The organism is Acidovorax sp. SUPP950 (genome assembly GCF_030158935.1).
Taxonomy (GTDB): domain Bacteria; phylum Pseudomonadota; class Gammaproteobacteria; order Burkholderiales; family Burkholderiaceae_C; genus Paracidovorax.
Genome location: NZ_BQXE01000003.1, coordinates 671829 through 691716, shown reverse-complemented (window position 1 = coordinate 691716; position 19888 = coordinate 671829). Strand labels below are relative to the sequence as shown.

The window sequence follows — 19888 nt, the reverse complement described above, 5'->3', positions numbered from 1 at the left end:
GTCCCAGCCTTCAAGCCCTGCGAACTCGCGGAATACCGGCATGTCGTGCAGCGCTTCTTCCATCGCCGGGTCGCTCAGCGCGAACCACTGCTGCATGAAATGGATACGCAACATGGTCTCGCACGGGGCCGGAGGACGCCCCCGCTTGCCTTCGGGTAGGTACGGCGACACCAGGGCCACCAGTTCGGCCCACGGTACGACCTTCTCCATCTCATCCAGGAATCCCCGCCGCCCGCGCTCGCTTCGCCGTCATTCCCAAGCCCAGGCTGTGCTGCTTCATGTGACTTATCGTCTCAGTGCTTCACGCCGGTGCCAAGGATGCCGTGGGGCGATTTATGCAGACCTTCCCTAAGGAAGTGAAAAAGATTGCCGGAGCGCTTTGAGAGTCAAGCGCCAGTGAACGTGATGGTGCGACTGGCCATGTCATGTCGTGCAGTTTCGAAATAGTCAAAGCAGGTCCCAAAGGACGCGCCCGAGGGCTATGTGGCCGCTATCCAAAAATCAGCCATCCACGGCTGGATGCTACGCTCGCGCTCTGCGAAAGCAGCTGAAACTAGTGCCTCTTGGGGCTATGCATCAAACAGGAATACAGCTCATATTAGGCCAAGACAGACAGCCCAGACTTCGCCGCACCAGTGGGCGCCACCGCCGACACCCGACAGATTCCAAACGGCCGAGCAGGCCACCACAGGCAGCGCTGCCTGTTGGGTAGCCTGCCGTGAGGACCGGCTGGCTTACTTGCTCACGAACGCATTGCGCGCCGCCACCGCCAGGTCCGGGTAGTTGGCGAACATGCCGTCCATGCCCATGTCCAGGTAGCTGCGGAACTCGGTGGCGGCCGTGGCGGCGTTGGCCTGGGCGAAGGTCCAGCCGTGCACCTTGAGGCCGGCGGCGTGGGCCTGGTCGATGTAGTCCTTGGTGATCGGGTACGCGGCGGTGTTGATGACCACGCCGATGCCTTCGGTGAAGCCGGCCACTTCCTTGAAGGTGAGCTGCGTGACGGTGCTGCCGGAGATCACGCCCATGCGTGGCGTGCCGTCGGCGGCCTTGGCGGCCACGCCCAGCAGGATGAGGGGCATCTTGCTGTTCTGCGCGGTCTGCTTGGTGCGCAGGCTGCGCAGCGTGGCGTCGCTGAACGACTGGATGTAGACCTTGCTGTCGGCGTTGTAGCCGTTGTCTTTCAGGGTTTTGAGGATGCCGTCTTCCATCACCGGGTCGGCCTGCTTGGCCTCGGGGTACAGGCCCACTTCGCGGCCCACGGCGGTGGATTGCTTCTTGGCGAAGTCCACCACCTCCTGGAAGGTGGGCACCTGGAAGGGGTTGGCGGCGCTGGGCGCAAAACCCGGGTAGCTGGTCTTGCCGGTGCCGGTGGGCACCACGGTCAGGGTGCGGATTTCCGCGAGGGTGAAGTCGGCCACCTTGTAGCCGCCGTTGCGCTGCGCGAACAGCGTGGCGACATTGGTGGTGCGGTTGAGCGTGTCGTCGTGGATGGCGACGAGGGCGCCGTCCTTGGTGATCTGCAGGTCGGGCTCGATGAAGTCGGCGCCCATGCGGATGGCCAGTTCATAGCCGGCCAGGGTGTGCTCGGGCAGGTAGCCGCTGGCGCCGCGGTGGGCGATGACCTGCGGCTGGGCGGGCGGCGCGTCGTCGTTGCCGCCGCAGGCGGTGAGCGCCAGCGTGGCGAGGCAGAGCGCGGCGATCCAGGATTTCTTGGGGTGCATGCCAGGGGCTTTCATCAAGGTCAAACAAAGCCACTGACTTTAGGCGCCGGCCATGGCGGGGCCATGACAGTTGAGCGACACCCCGCAGCAGCCGCCCCCGGCAGGCAGGTGGTGGCCCTGCCGCCAGGCGCGCTGGCCGCCTTTTCAGCGCAGGCGCGCCAGCGTGCCGGCCTCGGCTTCGCGCACGGCCGCCTGCGCATCGGCGGGCAGCAGCAGGCGATCGCGTTCCAGGCGCCAGGCGGCGGCGCGCACGGCGGCGAGGTAGGCGTCCGGCGTGGGGTAGCGCTCCGCCAGCGACGGGCGCGGATCGCCGCTGGCCAGGCGCTCGGCGCGCGTGGCGGCCAGCGGTAGCGTGGCGCCCAGCTGGGTGCAGATGCCGGTGGGGTCGCTCGTCTTGGCGTTCCAGCCCACGTAGGTGGCGCGCGGCACGGCCACGGCGGGCAGGCGCACGGCGCCTTCGGCGATGCCGTCGGCATCGGTGCGGGGCACGAGCACGGGGTATTCGCCCAGCACGCGCGGCAGGCCGGTGGCCGCATCGGTGCGGAACGAGGGCACGGCGTGGCCCCGGTAGCCCAGGGCGGCGATGCCGCGGTACTGCCCCGGGTCGCCCGCGCGCACCAGCGTGCCGTCGGCCACGCTCGGGTAGCGGCTGGCGGGCGGCTCGGCGCCGCTGGCCACCCAGTCGTTCATGCCGGCCAGCAGCGCGCGCATCAGCGGGCCGGGGTAGATGGGCGAGGTGGGCAGGCGGCAGCCGGGCTGGGGCTTGGCCACGGCGTCGGCCGCGGCGAAGTGCTGGGTGCCGGCGACCAGATAGGCGCGCACCTCGGGCGGCAAGCCCAGGTGGTGGCCGCGCGCATCGGTCACGCTCTGGCTCGCGTGCGAGGCCCACATTTCGTATTCGGAGTCCACCTGCATGATGCGCGGGCAGCTTGCCGTGGCGCGGCAGCGCTGCAGCAGGCCGTCGGTGCGGCCGGTCTGCGGATCGGTGCTGGCTTCGTAGGCCATGGGGAACTGGTCCACCGGGTACAGGTGGTCGGTGTTGGGGCCCGGGTTGCGCGCGGGCTGGCCGAAGCGCGCGCTCGTGAAGCTGCGGCGCCCGCCGGGGATCTGCAGCAGCAGGCCGTCGTACACGGGCCGGTGGTCGGCCGATTCGTTGAAGCCCAGGTAGACGAAGTCGCGCAGCACCCGGCCCGACTGCGAGATGCCGGTGCCCAGCAGGTGCCGCATCTGCGGCTGGCCGCCGTGGGCGAGCGGGTTGGCGGCGCTGCCGTCGTGGCGCAGGTAGTGGGCCACGTCGCGCAGCGCGGCCAGGCCCAGGCCCATCACCTGCGGGTCGCGCGCGGTGTAGGTGAACTCGTAGATGGCGTCGGCCGGCTGGCGGGCGGGGCGGGTGATTTCCAGCGTCTGGTCGTCCACGAAGCGAAAGGCCAGGCCCGCAGGCTGCGTGCGCTCGTCCTGCGCGCGCGGGCGCACCGTGAGGCGGGCGCCTTCGCGCGTGGCCGCCGGGTAGGCGAGCTTGACGGTCTGCACGGCCTCGGCCTGCTTGGGCGTGAACACCCATTCATCGCGCGAGGGGCCGGTCACGCCGGCCAGCACGGGCACGTTCAGGCCCAGCAGCGCCGCGCCTTTGCTGCCGCCCGAGACGGGCAGGTCGCCCTGCCAGCCGATCCAGGCCAGCGTGTAGCCCTGCGCCAGCAGGAAGCCGGCGCCGGCATCGGCCGCCTGCTGCAGGCGGCCATAGGTGGCGGGTGCGTCGTCGTACGCCGGGCCGATGAGCTTGCGGCCCCGGTTGGGCACCTCGACCAGCAAGGTGCCGTTGGGGCGCTCGGGCTGCAGGATCACCACGTCGGCCACGGCGGTGACGCGGCCCGCCGCGTCGCGCGGAGCGAGCGCGATGTCGGCGATGCCCGCGTTGCGCGGGTCGGCCGGGTCCACCGCGAAGGTGGCGCGCGCCACGGTCTTGCGCGCGGTGCCGCGCTCGCCGAAGCTGCGCGCCTGCAGCGCGGGGGCCTCGCTGGACAGCACCTCGAACCGGGTGACCTGCGCCGCCGCGGGGGCCAGCAGGCCGCCGCCCAGCGCGAGCGCGCCCATGGCACGCCACACGGCGCGCGCGCCGGGTTGAAAGAAAAAGCGTTCGACAGCAGCAGTCACCACATACATCCTTTTGCGACGGCGGTGCCGCAATCGCACCGCCCCCATGACAGCGCGCCCGCAGGGAACGCGCCAGGGGAACAGGGCCGCGCCGATCCGCGCAGCGCCCTTGCCCAATGCGCTACGCCAGGCGCAGCGCCCTACCCAATGCGCTACGCCAGGCGCAGCGCCCTACCCAATGCGCTATGCCAGGCGCAGCGCGTGGCCGCCGGGCAGCGCGTGGCCACCAGGCAGGGCCCCAGCCGCGGCCTGCACGCGGAACACCGACACCAGCTCGGCCAGGTGGCGCGCCTGGTCGTTGAGGGCGTTGGCCACGGCGGCCGATTCCTCGACGAGCGCCGCGTTCTCCTGGGTGACCTGATCGATCTGGGCCACGGCCTGGTTCACCTGCTCGATGCCCGAGCGCTGCTCCTGCGAGGCGGCGGTGATCTCTTCGATGATGGTGCGCACCTGCTGCACGGCGCCCACGATCTCGGTCATGGTGTGGCCGGCGCGGTCCACCAGGCCCGAGCCGTCGCGCACCTTGGCGACGGACACTTCGATCAGGCCCTTGATCTCCTTGGCCGCCTGGGCGCTGCGCTGCGCGAGCGTGCGCACCTCGCTGGCCACCACGGCGAAGCCCCGGCCCTGGTCGCCCGCGCGGGCCGCCTCGACGGCCGCGTTGAGCGCGAGGATGTTGGTCTGGAACGCGATCGAGTCGATCACGGCGATGATCTCGGAGATGCGGCTGGAGCTTTCCGAGATGCCGCGCATGGTGTCCACCACGTCGCCCATGACGGCGCCGCCGCGCTCGGCGATGCTCGATGCGTTGTTCGCCAGTTCGCCTGCGCGCAGGGCGTTCTCGGCGTTCTGCGTCACGGTGCCCGTGAGCTGCTCCATGCTGGCCGCGGTTTCCTGCAGCGACGAGGCCTGCGACTCGGTGCGCGACGACAGGTTCATGTTGCCCGAGGCGATCTCGCTCGCGGCGTGGCGGATTTCCTCGGTCCCGCTGCGGATGTTGCCGATCAGTTGCGCCAGGCGGGCCTGCATGGTGTGCATGGCCTGCATCAGGCTGTGCGGGTTCCTGCCCGAGGTGGCCACGGCCACGGTGAGGTCGCCGTCCGCGATGCGCGCGGCCACCTCGGCGGCCTGCGTGGGCTCGCCGCCCAGGCTGCCGGTCACGCTGCGGATGATCAGCAGCATGGTGCCGTGGATGGCGCCGCCCACCAGCAGCACGATGACGAGCAGCCGGCCGATGGTCTTGTAGAAGGCGGTCTGGATGTCGCCCACCATCACGCCGGCCATCACATGCCAGTCCCACGGCGCGTAGTAGCGCACGAAGGTGACCTTCTCCAGCCGCTCCACGGTGCCGTCGGGCAGCGTCACCCCCGCCTGGTACGAGACGAAGCCCTGGCCGTTCTTCTTGCCCATGTCGGCCAGCTCGCGGTAGTAGGCCTTGCCCTGCGGGTCCTTGCGGTCGCCCACATTGGTGCCGATCAGGCCCTTGCCCGTGGGGTGCATGAGCATCAGCGGCGCCGAATCGATCACGAACAGGAAGTTCTTGCCGTTGTCGAATCGCAGCGTGGCCAGGCGCGCCAGCGCCTGCTCCTTGGCGGTGGCCACGTCCATGCGGCCCGCGGCCACCTCGGCGGCGTAGTTCTCGATCAGGCTGTAGCCCAGGTCCACCACGTTGTGCACGGCCGCCTGGCGCTCTTCGGTCACCACGGTGCGCGCATGGAACGCGGCCCACGCACCCAGCAGGAACAGGCCCAGCCACATCAGGATCAGGGCCAGAGTCAATTTGGTTTTAAGTCGCATGGAGGTCACGGTGGGGCCAGCGGTCCGGTGAGGACGGGCAAGGGGTGGGAATGGGAGGGACGGCGCATCGGCGAAGGGCCCCCGGAATTCCCGGGTTACCACCAATGGCACAGCGAACGAAAAGTCATTATTTCATCGAAAAGTTACGTTTGTTTGCAAAAAATACCTATGGGCCGGCCGGTGTCCAAAGCCCCAGGCCTTCCATGCCCGGCGGGCCGCCCCCAAGCAAAAAGGGCCAGCGCATGCCGCGCTGGCCCCAGGGTGGGATACTGATGAAAATCGGCCTCCAGCGCATATTCGACTAGGGCATACAGCTATTCTTTTTATAGCATCAGAACACCGCCTGCACCTCACCCGCGCTGCGGGATCTCCAGCCCGCGCACCACGGCCGGCCGCGCCAGGAAGGCGGCCAGCACGCGCTGCACCTGGGGGAAGGCATCGAAGTCCACCAGCTCGCGCGCCTCGTAGAAGCCCACCAGGTTGCGCACCCACGGAAAGACGGCGATGTCGGCGATGGTGTAGTCGTCGCCCAGGATCCAGTCGCGCCCGGCCAGGCGCTGCTCCAGCACGCCCAGCAGGCGCCTGGACTCGGCCACGTAGCGGTCGCGCGGGCGCTTGTCCTCGTAGTCCTTGCCGGCGAATTTATGGAAGAACCCGAGCTGGCCGAACATGGGGCCGACGCCGCCCATCTGCCACATGACCCACTGCAGGGCCTCGTAGCGCGCGGCCGGGTCCTGCGGCAGGAAGCGGCCGGTCTTCTCGGCCAGGTAGACCAGGATGGCGCCCGATTCGAACAGAGCCAGCGGCCGCCCACCCGGGCCATCGGGGTCGAGGATGGCGGGGATCTTGTTATTGGGGTTGAGCGAGAGGAACTCGGGCGAGAACTGGTCGTTGGTGTCGAAGCGCACCAGGTGCGGCTCGTACGGCAGGCCCAGCTCCTCCAGCAGGATGGAGACCTTCACGCCATTGGGCGTGGGCAGCGAATACAGCTGCAGCCGCTCGGGGTGGCGCGCCGGCCACTTGGCGGCGATGGGGTGGGTGAGGAGGCGGGCGGTGGCGGGGGCGGATGTGGAGGGCGTCGTCGTCATGGTTTTTTGCGGGCCTCGGGTGAGCGGCCGGGGTGGCCGGACGGGGATCGAACAGGCGTCGAACCGGGGCGTTCATTACACCCCCGAGGCCCGCGGCGGCGCAGGCGCCGCGCGCAGTAACCCCAAGGCCGCTCAGCCCTTCACCAGCCCGCTGTCCACGATGAGGTTCTGCCCGGTCACGGCGCGCGACCAGGGCGAGAGGAAGAACAGCACCGCGTCGGCGAACTCGGCCGGCGTGGTCACGCGGCGCAGCGGGGTCATGCCGGCGATGAGGTCGAACACCGCCTCGGGCGTGGCGCGGCTAGCGTCGGTGGTGCGCAGCAGGCCGCCCGACACCATGTTCACGGTGATGCCGTGCGGCCCCAGGTCGTTGGCCGCCGTGCGGGTGAGCGACAGCAGCGCGGCCTTGGCGGCGGTGTAGTCGTGGTAGGGCACCACGGGGTTCTGGAACAGGTTGGTGCCCACGTTCACGATGCGCCCGAAACCCTGCGCGCGCATGGCGGGCAGCGCGGCCTGCAGGGTGTTCAGCGCGCCCTTCACGGCGCCGTCGATCTGCTGCTGAAAGCGCTCCCAGGCGATGTCGCCGATCTGCGGGCGCGCGTCGCCATCGAACCGGAACTGCGCGAGCGCGTTGTTGACCACCGCGCTGACGGGCTGGCCGGTGCGCTCGTGCGCCTGGGCGAACAAGCGCTGCACGGCGGCGGCATCGGTCACGTCGGCCTGCAGGGCGATGGCGCGCGGGCCCAGTTCTTCGGCCAGGGCGCGGGCGGCCGTGTCGCTGGTCAGGTAGTTGATGACCACGCCAGCGCCCGGGTGATCGATTCGCCCAGGCCCCGGGCACCGCCGGTGACCAAGACCCATTGTTCGGACAGTTGCATGGTGGTGTCGCTCGCGTGGTGTGAAAAAAGGACCGGGGCCGGGCGTGGTCAGGCCGACGCGGCATACCCCAGCGGTTGCAGAAAGGCGCCGGGCTGCGCGCGGTGGCACAGCAGCGTGAGCTGTTGGCGCGCCCGGGTCATGCCGACGTAGAGGGTGTTCTTTTCCTGCGCGTAGGGCGCCTGCGGCACGGGGAACACGCCCTGCTCCAGGAACGGGATCACCACGTGGTCGAACTCCAGGCCCTTCACGTCCTCGATGTTGGCCAGGACCAGGCTGGCGGTGCCGCGCAGCTCGCGCTGGCGCTGCTCGGCGCGGTTCAGGTGCAGGAAATAATCGCGCGCGCTGGCAAAGCCCTTCGCCGCCTCGCACAGGCCGGCCAGGTTGGCGAGGGCGTCCTCGCGCCGCTGGCGCGAGACGAACACCTCGCGGATCACGGCGTCGATCTGCAGGGCCTGCAGCAGGCGCGGCAGGGTGTCCTGGCCGCCCGCCTCGCGCGCCACCTCCAGGGCCTTGCGCAGGCGCCGCTGCATGGCGGGCTCGACGTTGGCCACGATCTGGTGGGTGAAGAAGCTCTGCAGGAACAGCGGGTTGTCGGTCACGCTGCGGATGGCGTCCTCCAGCAGGGCCTGCTGCGACTCGTGCTCGCGCCCGGCCACGACGATGCGCGCGCCGCAGAAGAACACCAGCGCCCGCATGAGCTTGTCGCGCGTGCGCGGCTCGGAGACGCTGTCGAAGTTGTCGGTGGCCACGGCCAGCAGGCCGCGCACCAGCAGCACCTCGGGCCGCAGCAGGTAGCTGTCGAAGCCGCTCACGGTGTAGGGCACGTTGTCGGCCAATAGCCGGTTCTCGATGCCCACCGACTGGTTGGAGTGGCGCAGCAGCACGGCAAAGCCCGCCATGCGGGCGCGGGGCCGGGCGCGCCACTGCTGGGCCGCCTGCGCGACGAGGTCCACGCAGTGCGCGGCATCGTCGTAGGGCCGCAGTTCCACCGCGGTGTCGTGCCCGGCGAGCGAGTCGTAGGGCTTGGCCGCCAGCCGCCCGGCCTTGGCCGCGAGCTTCTTGCCGAAGCGGTGGCTGGGCGTGAGCCGCAGGCGCGCCACGGGGCGGCCGGTGTGCGCGGTGATGGCATCGCCCATGAAGGCGGCATCGGCCCCGTGGGCGCCGTAGATGACCTGGTCGCGGTCGCCCACGCCGCAGAAGGTGCACTGCGTGGTGTCCAGCAGCTCGCGCAGCACGCGGAACGCGGCCTCGTTCATGTCGTGCATCTCGTCGACCAGCACGGCCTGCACGCCGCGCGGCCAGCGCGGCAGGCTGGCCGCGGTGTCGCCGCCGTGCAGGCGCCGGGCCAGGTCGTAGGTGGCATCGAAGGGGCCGCGAAACAGCGGCTCGTCGGCCAGCTCGCGCCGGCGAATGCGCTCGTAGGCCAGGAACACCTTGAGCTGCGTGTAGCCCACGCCGATGGCGGCCGCGTGCTCGGGTGAGGCCGGGCCGCCCTCGCGCTCCAGCTCGTCCTTCATCGTGCCCTTGAGCCACACGCTGGTCGCCAGGAACTCCTCCACGAAGCCGGTGTCGCCCAGCGTGGGCAGCAGCAGCTCCTCGCGCCAGCGCTCGTGCTCGTTGTCTTCCACGCGCTGCACGGCTTGCCAGACGAAGGGGCGCAGCTCCTCCAGGTGGCGGTGGTGCGGCACGGGGGCCTCGTACTGGTCGGCCAGCATTTCGGCGCAGAAGGCATCGAACGTGGCGATGCGAAAGCGCTGCGCCACGGGCGCGGGCACGCCGACCTTGCGCAGCGCGGCCTGCAGCGCCTGGCAGGCGGTGGCGGTGTGCGTGAGGGCCAGGCAGCGCTCGGGCGCCACGCCGCGCGCCCAGGCCTGCCCCATGCGCAGGGCGAGCGTGGTGGTCTTGGCCGCGCCGGCGTTGGCCTCGATGACCAGCGTGCGCTCGGCGGACTGCTGGATCGCCAGTTGCTCGGCAGTGGGGTCGATCTGCCTGGCCTGGAAAAGGGGAACGGTGGGGGGGGTGGTCGCCAAAGGGATTCTTTTCAGGCAGGGCCCCGGCGCGGGCGCAGGGCGCGAAGCGGCAAGGGCGCCAGGGGGCGAAGGCCTCAGCGCCGGCGCTCGGCGCTCACGTCGATTTCGCCGAAGACGGTGACACCGTTCGAGCCCTGCCCGCCGATGCCGTGCGTTCCGCGCGCGGGCGCCTCGGACGGCGCGCCGCCCGCGCAGCCGGCCAGCAGGCCCACGAAGGCCAGGGCCGCCAGGCAGCGGGCGAGCGCGTTCATGCCTCGCCCCCCAGGTGCTTGCCCAGGATGCCGGCCAGCTCGAACATGGTGACCTGGTCCTTGCCGAACACGGGGCGCAGCTTGGCGTCGGCGTTGATGGCGCGCTTGTTGGTGGCGTCCTGCAGGCCGTTGGCCTTGATGTAGTCCCACATCTTCTTCACGGCCTCGGGCCGGGCGACCGGTTCCGGCCCGATCACCGCCGCCAGGGCGGCACTCGGGGCCTTGCCGGCCGCGGGCTTGCGCGGCGCCTTGGGTGCGGCCGGGGCCTTCTTGGCGGCGGCCTTGGCAGCGGTCTTGGCGGCAGGCTTTGCCGCCTTCTTGGCCGCGGCCGACGTCTTGGCGGCCGCGCCTGCGCCGGCCTTTGCAGCGAAGGTCTTGCGCGGGGGGAATTTGCTCTCGCGCTGCTCGAACTCGAAGTTCACCTTGCCCGCCTCCTTGTCCCAGGCGAGGAACGCCTTGAACGCCCGGCGCGTGCGCATGCTCACGAACTTGTCGAGCAGGTCGGTCTTGCCGGTGGCCAGCAGCTTGCTCATCTGCGCGCGCTCCACGGGCTGCTGCAGGATGATCTTGCCGCTCTTGAAGGTGCAGCTGGGCGTGGGCTGCGCCGCCGTGGGCACGGCCTTGCTGCACACGTAGTTGCTGCCGTGCTCGTACACGGGTGCGCCGCACACCGGGCAGGCGCCCAGGCTTTCCTGGTCCGAGAAATCGACCAGCTCGCCCGATTCCTCGGCGTTCTTGTCGTCGCCGAAGTCGAACTCCAGCTTGTAGTTGTGCGCCTCGTCGTCGTAGACGATGCCCACCTCGGCCGTGAAGGGCCAGCCGGCCTTGGAGCGAAAGCCCTCCAGCGGGCCGATCTTCTTGTCGCGCAGCAGCTGGTCGGCCTCGGCGGTCTCGAAGGTGCGGCCGGCCGGCGACTTGCCGAACGAGAAGCCGCAGGCGTCCGAGCCGTCGCCGGCCTTGCCCACGCAGGCGTAGCGGCGGTAGTTCTCCTTGACCACGCCACCGCAGTTGGGGCACGGCGCGGAGAGCGTGGCGTAGTCGCCGGGAATGGTGTCGCGGTCGTATTCCTTGGCCTTCTTGACCATGCGTTCGGTCATCCGGGCGATGTCGGCCATGAAGGCCTCGCGGCTGAGCAGGCCCTTTTCCATCTGCGAGAGCTTGAACTCCCAGTCGCCCGTGAGGTCGGCGCGGCACAGTTCCTCGACCTCCAGCCCGCGCAGCAAGGTCATGAGCTGGAAGGCCTTGGCCGTGGGGATCAGCTCGCGGCCCTCGCGCAGCATGTACTTTTCGGTCAGCAGCCCTTCGATGATGGCCGCGCGCGTGGCCGGGGTGCCCAGGCCCTTTTCCTGCATGGCCGAGCGCAGCTCCTCATCGTCGATCTGCTTGCCCGCGCTTTCCATGGCGCCCAGCAGCGTGGCTTCGGAGTAGCGCGCGGGCGGCTTGGTCTTGAGGCCCTTGGGCTCCACGAAGTCGGTGCGCACCATCTCGCCGGGCTGCACGGGCACGAGGTTCTGGCCCTTGTCGCCTTCCTTGGCGCCCTCCACCTCGTCGGCGGCCTCCTTGCCGTAGATGGCCAGCCAGCCGGGCCGCACCAGCACCTTGCCCTCGGTCTTGAAATGGTGGTTGACCACTTGACTGATCCGCGTGGTGACCATGTATTCAGCACTCGGGAAGAACACCGCCATGAAGCGGCGCACCACCAGGTCGTACAGCTTCTGCTCGGCCTCGGACAGCCCGCTCGGGGCCTGCAGCGTGGGGATGATGGCGAAGTGATCGCTGACCTTGCTGTTGTCGAAGATGCGCTTGTTGGGCTTCACATAGTTGCCGTCCAGCGCTTGGCTGGCAAAGGGCGCCAGGTGGCGCATGGCGCTCGTGGCCAGCATGCCGAAGGTGTCGCGCGCCACGGGCAGGTAGTCCTCGGGCAGGGCGCGCGAGTCGGTCCGCGGGTAGGTCAGGGCCTTGTGGCGCTCGTACAGGCTTTGCGCCAGGGCCAGCGTGGTCTTGGCGCTGAAGCCGAACTTGCCGTTGGCCTCGCGCTGCAGGCTGGTCAGGTCGAACAGCAGGGGCGAGGACTGCGAGGTGGGCTTGGATTCCTCGGTGACGCTGGCCGCCTTGCCGCGCACCGCATCGGCGATGGCCACGGCGTCGGCATGGTTCCAGATCCGGTCGGCCTTCGCCTCGGGGTCTTCGCTCTTCTTCCACTGGGGGTTGAACCACTTGCCCAGGTACTCGCCCGCCTCGGCATGGAAGCCCGCATGCACTTCCCAATAGTCGCGGCTCACGAACTTGCGGATCTTTTCCTCGCGCTCGACCACCAGCGACAGCGTGGGCGTCTGCACCCGGCCCACGGTGGTGAGGAAGAACCCGCCGTCGCGCGAGTTGAAGGCCGTCATGGCCCGCGTGCCGTTGATGCCCACCAGCCAGTCGGCCTCGGAGCGGCTGCGCGCGGCGTGGGCCAGGCCCTGCATCTGCTGCTCGGAGCGCAGCGCCTCGAAGCCGTCGCGGATGGCCTGCGGCGTCATCGACTGCAGCCACAGGCGCTTGACCGGCTTGCCCAGTCCCTTGCCGTCGGGCTTGGAGCCGCCGGCGTACTGCTCGATCAGCCGGAAGATCAGCTCGCCCTCGCGGCCCGCGTCGCAGGCGTTGATGAGCTGGGTGACGTCCTTGCGCTTGGCCTGGCGCACCACGGCCGACAGGCGGCTCTTGGTCTTGTCCACGGGCTTCAGATCGAAATACGGCGGGATCACGGGCAGGTGGGCGAAGCTCCACTTGCCGCGCTTGACGTCGAATTCCTCGGGCGCCTGGATCTCCACCAGGTGGCCCACCGCGCTGGTGACCACGTAGCGGTCGTTCTCGAAGTGGTCCTCGTGCTTGTCGAACTTGCCCGCCACGGGGGTGAGCGCGCGCACGATGTCCTGGGCCACCGAGGGTTTTTCTGCAATTACCAGTGTCTTGGTCATGTTGTGGGTTTCGCCGTTGAAAGGCGCTTCTACAATCCGCTTCTCACACGCGTACACGCGCACGCGCCTGTGTGCCTATTCAAACTAACAGAGTTTTGCCATGCCCCGCACCGCATCGCCCGCAGCCCCCCCGTCCGCACCGGGGCGCCGCCTCCAGACCCGGCGCTCGGGCGTGCATGGCAAGGGCGTCTTCGCCGTGCAGGATATCGCCGAAGGCGAAGTGCTCATCGAGTACACGGGCGAGGTCATCAGCTGGCAGGAGGCCCAGGACCGGCACCCGCACGATCCCGCGCAGCCCAACCATACCTTTTACTTCCACGTGGATGAAGACCACGTGATCGACGCAAAGTTCGGCGGCAATTCATCGCGCTGGATCAATCACAGCTGCGACCCCAACTGCTTCGCCGACGAACAGGACGGCCGGATCTTCATCACCGCCCTGCGCAACATCGCCGCGGGCGACGAGCTGAACTACGACTACGGCCTCATCATCGAAGAGCGCTACACCCCCAAGCTCAAGGCCGAATACCCCTGCTGGTGCGGCAGCGCCAACTGCCGGGGCACGCTGCTGGCGCCCAAGCGCGGCTGGGCGCCGCCGGGCATGGCGCCTGAAAAGCCGGCCAAGGCGGGCAAGGCCGCCAAGGACGCCGGGCGCGGCAAGGCCGTCCGCCAAGCCAACAAGGCATCGCCCGCCACCGAAACCGCCACGCCGCCCCCACCGGGCCGCAAGGCGCGGAGCCCCCGCCGGTGACCGGCCGCTCCCCCGACGCCCCCATCCGCTGGCCCGCCGAGGCCATCTGGGAAGCCGTGGCCCCCGTGCTGCCGGGCTTCACCGTGGAGGTGCTGCCGAGCATCGACTCCACCAACACCGAACTCATGCGCCGCGCCCGCGCGGGCCTGGCCGAGCCCACCCTGCTCGTGGCCGAGCTGCAGACCGCCGGCCGCGGGCGGCTGGGCCGGCCCTGGCGTGGCGCGGTGGGCGATGCGCTCATGTTCTCGCTGGGCATGCCGCTGGCGCCGGCCGACTGGTCGGGCCTGTCGCTCGCCGTGGGGGTGAGCGTGGCCGAGAGCCTGCAGCCCACGCCGCTGGCGGGTGCCGCGCGCATCGGCCTCAAATGGCCCAACGACCTGTGGCTGGACGGCGACCGCAAGCTGGCCGGCATCCTGGTGGAGACGGCGAGCCTCGTCGCGCCCGGCTGGGAAGCGCATGCCGCCCCCGCCACGCGCTACGTGGTGGCCGGCATCGGCATCAACGTGCAGCCGCCGCAGGCGGACGGCATGAACACCCCGCCCGGCAGCCTGCAGGACGTGGAGCCCGGCCTGGATGCGCCCACGGCGCTGCAGCGCATCGCCGCGCCGCTGGTCGCCATGCTGCAATCGTTCGAGGCCTATGGCTTCGCGCCGGTGCAGGCCCGGTTCCACCAGCGCGACGTGCTGAGCGGCCGCGCGGTGACGCTGAGCGATGGCACCACCGGCACGGCCCACGGCGTGGGCGAGGATGGCGCGCTGCTGGTGCACACGGCGCAGGGCATGCAGGCCGTGACCAGCTCCGAGATCAGCGTGCGGCCCGCCGGCCCGTCGGCGCCGCGCTGACCGAGAAAGGCCCACCCATGCTGCGCGCCGCCGTCCTGGTTCTGCTGCTGGCCAATGCCGGCTACTACGCGTGGGCGCAGGGGCTGCTGCGCTCGTGGGGCTGGGCGCCGCCCGAGCAGTCCGAGCCCCAGCGCCTGGAGCAGCAGATCCAGCCCGAGAACCTGCGCCTGGGCCGCGCCAACGGAACGGGCACCACCCCCAACGGCAACGCAAATGCGAACGGGGGCGAAGCGCCTGCGGCCCCCGCCACCCCGCCCGCTCCCGCCTCCACTGCCGCACCCAGCACCAGCGAGGCCGCGCCCGCATCGGCCCCACCCGTGGCCGCCGCCGAGCCCGCGCCCTGCCTGCAGGCGGGCACGTTCGAGAAGGGGCAGCTCGATGCGCTGCGCACCGCCACGGCCGGCCTGCCGCCGGGCAGCTGGACGCTGGAGCCGATCTCGCTCACCGGCCGCTGGATGGTCTACATGGGCCGCTTCGCCGACGAGGACACGCTGGAGAAGAAACGCGCCGAGCTGCGCGCCCGCAAGGTGCCGTACGACCGGCCGGGCGCGGCGCTGGAGCCGGGCCTGTCGCTGGGCCGCTTTTCCACGGAAGAAGCCGCCGAGCGGGCCCTGGCCACGCTGGGCACGCAGGGCGTGCGCACGGCCCGCGTGGTACAGGAACGCACCGATGCCACGGGCTACGTGCTGCGCCTGCCGGCCGCCACCGCGGCCCTGCGCACCCAGGCGGAGGGGCAGTTGCGCGGCCTGCTGGCCAGCCGGCCGTTGCGCGCCTGCGGCTGACCGGCCGGCCACGCCGGCCTGGGCTCCCCGCTCAGGCCAGCAACCGCAGGCTGCCGGGGCACAGCGTCTGTACCAGCTCTTCCATGCCTTCCACCAGGGCGCTCACCAGGGCATTCGGGCCTTCGGAGGGCAGGTCTTCGGCGAACACGATGGCCTGGCTCAGCACCGACTCCTCCAGCACCACGGGCGGCAGGCCGTGCTGCTGCAGCGCCCAGTCCATGGCCATGAGGGCGGCCGGGCCGTTGCCCTCGTCGAAGGGGCGCAGGCTGACCAGGGCCTGGTACAGGCGCGCGGCCCGCTCCACGGCCTCCAGGCGGGTCAGCGCGGGATAGACCGCATCGGCCGGCGAGATCCAGGCCGACAGCGTTTCCAGGTGGCGCGTGAGCGAGGCCGCCATGGGATAGGCGCGCTGCTCGCCGGCACCCGGCGTGAGAAAGCGGGGGGCGAGCACGCCCGGGTCGCCGAAGACGGTGGAGCCCGAGGTGCCCGCAGCCAGCCGTTGGAATTCGCGCGTGCGCGCCCGGGGCCCGCCGGCCGGGCAGCCGTTCAGGCGCCAGCCGATCTCCAGCAGCCGCTCGGGCGTGATGGACTGGCCCGCATGCAGCCAGGTGCCCACGGCCTGGGCGGCGTCGGCCCAGGCGTCTTCCGTGCCCACGCCATCGGTGCGCAGCACCAGCGACAGGCCGCTGCGCCAGGCGTTCACCTCGGCGCGCAGGCCCGCGTTCTTGCGCAGCACGCCCAGGCATTCCTGCCAGCCGACGGCCACGCCGTCCAGCCGCGCGGCCAGGCGCGCCTGCTGCGGCGGGTTCCAGCGGGGGGCCTGCAGCAGGTTGGACAGCAGCGCCACGGGCGTGCCCGTCAGATCGACGGCGGGATGGTCCCGCACGGCGGCCGGCACGTTGTGCAGCTGCAGGTTGTGCGACAGGTCCAGCAGCTGCAGCACGGGCATGCGGGCCATGGCCTCGGGCACGTTCTGCAGGCCGCAATGCGTGAGGATCACGGTCGCCAGCCGCGGCGCCTGCGCCAGCGATTCGGGCAGCTCGCGCAGGCTGAAGTTGGCCGACAGGTCCAGCATTTCGAGATGCTGCAGCCAGGCCAGCGCCTGCGGCACTTCGGTGACCACGCAGTTGCGCGCCGTGAGGGTGCGCAGACCCCGGCACAGCGCCAGGGTCTCGGGCAGGCGGTGAAAGCCCGTGTTGTCCGACACGTCCAGGTGCTTGAGATGGCGCAGGCGGTCCAGCCCGGGCGGCAGGGAGGACAGGCGCAGCACGCGCAGGTCCAGTTGCCAGCCCTCCTCGCCCAGGGCGTGGCAGGCCAGCACGCGCCTGACCGCCTCCTGGCGGCGTTCGGCGAACGTGGCGGCGGTTTCACCGTCGTCTTCCAGGTCCGCTTCGGGGGTGCGCAGGCGGCCGAGCATGCGGGCCCACAGGCCCTGCTGGCGGGGCGGCGGCCGGTTGGGATCGGCATCGCACCATTCCTGCAGTTCGCGCATCCAGCGCTCCATTTCGGGGGTTTCGGTGCCAGCGCGGCCGGCGGCCCGGGCAGCGCCGTGCCCCTGGCCTGCATGGTGGCAGCGCAGGAAGCGGAAGGCCGATGCGCCCTCGCTGGTCGCGGCGCTGCCCTCGGCACCGGGGCTGTGGGGTACGCGGGCAAGGACGTCGGTGGTCGCGTTCATGGCATGGGCACGCGGGCAAACGCGTGGTGAAAGGGTTGGTGATGGAGCAAACCCGTCCAATTGCGACGGGATGTATCCAATCTACGGACCCCGCCCCCCGCGCCATGGTGCGGATGCGATGCCTTGGCCGCGCATGCGAAATTTCAGCGCGGCAGCAGGGTGCGAAGGGCTTCCTCCATCCCCTGCACCACGGCGTCGAAAAGCGCGTGCGGCACGCCGCCGGCAGGGGCGGAGGCGAAAACCGCCGCATCGGTCAACGCGCCGTCGGCCACCGTCCCGTCCGTCGCCACCTGCCCGGTCATGGCTTCGGCGTCCAGCGCGACGGGCGGCAACCCATGCTGCTGCAGGGCCCAGTCCATCGCCATCAGCGCGGCCGGGCCATTGCCCTCTTCGAAGGGGCGCAGGCTCTCCACCGCCCGGTACAGCAGCGTGGCCCGCTCCGTGGCCGCCAGCGGAGAAGCCGGCGCGTCGCCCTGGTCCAGCCAGGTGTCCAGCGCGGCGAGATGGCCTGGCAGCGCGCGGACCGGGGGATAGTCGAGGTGGCTGCCGGTGAGGCCCTGCGCATCGGCCGGGATGCGCTGGAACTCCATCGCCCGCAGCTGCGCCCCGCCGGCGGGACGGCCGTTCAGGCGCCAGCCGATCTCCTGGATGCGCTCGGTCGTGATCGGCAGGCCCTGGCTCAGCCAGCGCTGCACAGCCGCGTCCGCATCGGCCCAGGCGGCCTCGGTGCCCGCGCCGTCGATGCGCAACGTCTGAGAGAGCGCATTGCGCGCCTTATCCATCGCCGCACGCGATGCGCTGCCGTCCTGCAGCAAGGGCGCACAAGCCCGCCAGGCGCTCGACAGTGGTCCCACGCGGGTTTCCAGCGCGGCGCGCTGCCCGGGGGACCACGGCACGGGCTGCAGCAAGCGGTCCGTGAGCGCCACCGGCGTGCCCTGCAGTGCGAGCGCAACGTGGCTCTCGCGCAGGCCGGGCGGCAGCGTGTGCAGGCCGCGGTTGTGCGACACATCCACGGTCCGCAGCGCCGGCATGTCCGCCATGCCCGGCGGCAGGTGGCTCACGTCGCAATGCGGCACGCGCAGCTCCCGCAGGCGGGGGGCTTGCGCCATGGCCTGCGGCAGTGCCTTGAGAAAAGGGTTGGCCGACAGATCGAGCGTTTCGAGGTTCGGCAACTGGAACAGGGAGGGCGGCACGTGGCTGACAAAGCCGTTGCAGGCCGTGAGGCTGCGCAGGTTCCGGCACCCGGCCAGCCCTTCGGGCAGGGATTGCAGGCCGGTGTTGTTCGACAGGTCCAGCGCCTCCAGATGCGCCAGCCGTTCCAGGCCCGGCGGCAGGCTGGAGAGTCCCAGCCCGCTCAGATCGAGCGTGCGGCCATCGGCGCCTTGCGCATGGCAGGCGAGCAACCGCTGCATCGCCGTCTCGCGGTGCTCGGCCAAAAGCGGCAGGCCGTGATCGCCCTTCCCGGCGCCGGCCTTGCGTCCCAGTGCCCGCAGGCGCCCGAACAGCCCGTGGTGGCCCGAGACGGCCCGGTGCGGATCGGCGTCGCACCAGCGTTGCAGCTCCTGCTTCCACCGAACCGCGTCAAAGGACGCTGCGCGGGGTGGTATCGCCCCCGGTGCAGCGCCCCCCGCGCGCGATCGCAGCGCCTGGGCGTGGGTGTCGGCAGAGGCTGGCGTGGAGCGCGAGGGAGGCGATGGCACCGCAGCGGAGGGCGGGGCTTCGGAGCGGTGCGTGAACGGCTCCTGTTTGAACAGGGTGGAAAGCGATGTCATGGCAGGGCGGACACGCGGCAAGCGCGTCGCGGGCAGGGGGTGGGCAGGCCCGCGAGACGGGCCAGTGGACCCGCAATCTACGAAGTCGGCCGGCTCCGCTGCGCCCGGAATGCGAATGCAATGCCCGCCATGCGAAGCGACCCGCGCGCAAGCCGCGCCGCTTCCCCTCTTGCAAAAAAGCGCAGCGCGCCCCTGCCGCTTTCAATGCCGCGTCAATGCCGCCTCACTGCCGGGGATCGGTCGCCAGCAGCCACTCCACCAGCGCGCGCAGATCGGCCTGCAGCCGCGCGAAACCGGCCGGCTCGATGGCCAGCGTGCGCTCGTCCATGTAGAGCTTGCGGTTGATCTCCACCTGGATGCTGTGGCGGTGGGTCGCCGGGTGGCCGTAGCGGCGCACCAGCTCCACGCCCTTGTAGGGGTGGTTGTAATCCACGCTGTAGCCGCGCTCGCGCAGAAAGGCGCAGATCGCCTGCGACAGCGCCGGGCTGGCGGTGGTGCCGTCGCGATCGCCGATCACGAAATCCGCATGGTGCAGGCCCGGATGCAGCGTGGCATGGCTGGCGGCCACGGCGGGCATGGAGTGGCAGTTGATGTGGATGCTGTAGCCGTGGCGGGCATGGGCCTCGTCGATCGCCCGGGCCACGGCCGCGTGGTAGGGGCGCCAGCAGCGGTCGATGCGTGCGCGCGCTTCTGCCACGGAGAGCGGCCGGTCGTAGATGGGCACGCCCTCGTCCGTGAACTTCCAGATCAGCCCCTTGCCCAGCCGCACCTTCTGCAGCACGACGGGATCGGTGGTGACGGGATCGGTCCACGCGGTGTCGAACCCGGCCTCGAACATGCTGGCATCGACCTCGGTGGTGTCGCGGTTGGCGTCCAGGTAGATGCGGGGAAAGTGCGCCTCAACCCAGGCCGCGCCCAGCGCGGGGGCGAAGGCGTAGAGCTTCTCGACATGCGTGTCTTCGGCGCGGCGCAGCGTGGGCAGGTCGATGGCGGCGCGGAAGTCGTCGGGGTAGGTGGTGCCGCTGTGCGGCGAATCGAGCACCAGGGCCGTGCGGCCGGGCACGGCGGAGAACATGGCCGCTGGCGCAGCAGCCGCGGCGACGGCGGGCGCGCCCGCCGCCCCCGGCTCGGCGGCCTGCAGCCGGTGCCGGCGTTGGATCAGTTGCAGCGCTGCATGCATCGGCACACT

13 protein-coding genes and 2 pseudogenes are annotated in these 19888 nt (G+C 70.8%); 3 read left to right on the top strand and 12 right to left on the bottom strand.

Going from position 1 to position 19888, the window contains the following annotated elements; translation table 11 throughout:
- The 9 genes and pseudogenes from AVME950_RS16910 to AVME950_RS16870 all read right to left on the bottom strand — a co-directional run.
- A pseudogene (locus AVME950_RS16910) lies at nt 1-280 on the bottom strand (transposase); the annotation flags it as partial.
- A gap of 454 nt (nt 281-734) precedes the next feature.
- Nucleotides 735-1721 carry a glycerophosphodiester phosphodiesterase family protein gene (locus tag AVME950_RS16905; RefSeq protein ID WP_284430702.1) on the bottom strand — a complete coding sequence of 329 codons (987 nt, stop codon included), beginning with the start codon at nt 1719-1721 and terminating at the stop codon, nt 735-737.
- Between the two features lie 144 nt (nt 1722-1865).
- Entirely contained in the window at nt 1866-3872 is a 2007-nt protein-coding gene (locus tag AVME950_RS16900) for an alpha/beta hydrolase domain-containing protein (protein WP_284430701.1), read from the bottom strand.
- Between the two features lie 183 nt (nt 3873-4055).
- Nucleotides 4056-5669 carry a methyl-accepting chemotaxis protein gene (locus AVME950_RS16895; RefSeq protein ID WP_284430700.1) on the bottom strand — a complete coding sequence of 538 codons (1614 nt, stop codon included), beginning with the start codon at nt 5667-5669 and terminating at the stop codon, nt 4056-4058.
- A gap of 350 nt (nt 5670-6019) precedes the next feature.
- Nucleotides 6020-6757 (bottom strand): glutathione S-transferase N-terminal domain-containing protein, encoded by a 738-nt coding sequence (locus AVME950_RS16890; protein ID WP_284430699.1) that lies wholly within the window; start codon nt 6755-6757, stop codon nt 6020-6022.
- Between the two features lie 132 nt (nt 6758-6889).
- Nucleotides 6890-7635: pseudogene (locus AVME950_RS16885) on the bottom strand (3-oxoacyl-ACP reductase).
- A gap of 48 nt (nt 7636-7683) precedes the next feature.
- Entirely contained in the window at nt 7684-9666 is a 1983-nt protein-coding gene (locus AVME950_RS16880) for a UvrD-helicase domain-containing protein (protein WP_284430698.1), read from the bottom strand.
- A gap of 74 nt (nt 9667-9740) precedes the next feature.
- Nucleotides 9741-9917, bottom strand: a complete 177-nt coding sequence (locus AVME950_RS16875) for a hypothetical protein (protein ID WP_284430697.1) — start codon at nt 9915-9917, stop codon at nt 9741-9743.
- Entirely contained in the window at nt 9914-12877 is a 2964-nt protein-coding gene (locus AVME950_RS16870) for a DNA topoisomerase III (protein ID WP_284430696.1), read from the bottom strand. Before AVME950_RS16870 ends, AVME950_RS16875 begins: the two co-directional genes overlap by 4 nt.
- A 100-nt stretch (nt 12878-12977) precedes the next feature.
- Here AVME950_RS16870 and AVME950_RS16865 point away from each other — a divergent pair, with 100 nt between their 5' ends.
- The 3 genes from AVME950_RS16865 to AVME950_RS16855 are packed head-to-tail and all read left to right on the top strand — an operon-like array spanning nt 12978 to nt 15252.
- Nucleotides 12978-13628 carry an SET domain-containing protein gene (locus AVME950_RS16865; RefSeq protein ID WP_284430695.1) on the top strand — a complete coding sequence of 217 codons (651 nt, stop codon included), beginning with the start codon at nt 12978-12980 and terminating at the stop codon, nt 13626-13628.
- Nucleotides 13625-14470, top strand: coding sequence for a biotin--[acetyl-CoA-carboxylase] ligase (locus AVME950_RS16860; RefSeq protein WP_284430694.1), 846 nt, complete (start codon nt 13625-13627; stop codon nt 14468-14470). Before AVME950_RS16865 ends, AVME950_RS16860 begins: the two co-directional genes overlap by 4 nt.
- A 17-nt stretch (nt 14471-14487) precedes the next feature.
- The gene (locus AVME950_RS16855) at nt 14488-15252 is read left to right on the top strand and encodes an SPOR domain-containing protein (RefSeq protein WP_284430693.1); all 765 of its coding nucleotides are present in this window, start codon (nt 14488-14490) and stop codon (nt 15250-15252) included.
- A gap of 31 nt (nt 15253-15283) precedes the next feature.
- Here the strand turns inward: AVME950_RS16855 and xopAC (AVME950_RS16850) are convergent, their stop codons facing one another.
- The 3 genes from xopAC (AVME950_RS16850) to AVME950_RS16840 form a co-directional block, all read right to left on the bottom strand.
- Entirely contained in the window at nt 15284-16927 is a 1644-nt protein-coding gene (gene xopAC / locus AVME950_RS16850; protein ID WP_284430692.1) for a XopAC/AvrAC family type III secretion system effector, read from the bottom strand.
- Nucleotides 16928-17070: 143 nt separating this feature from the next.
- On the bottom strand, nt 17071-18699 hold the full coding sequence (xopAC, locus tag AVME950_RS16845) for a XopAC/AvrAC family type III secretion system effector (RefSeq protein ID WP_284430691.1): 1629 nt from the start codon (nt 18697-18699) through the stop codon (nt 17071-17073).
- A gap of 223 nt (nt 18700-18922) precedes the next feature.
- On the bottom strand, nt 18923-19879 hold the full coding sequence (locus AVME950_RS16840) for an N-formylglutamate amidohydrolase (protein WP_284430690.1): 957 nt from the start codon (nt 19877-19879) through the stop codon (nt 18923-18925).
- Between the last annotated feature and the right edge of the window lie 9 nt (nt 19880-19888).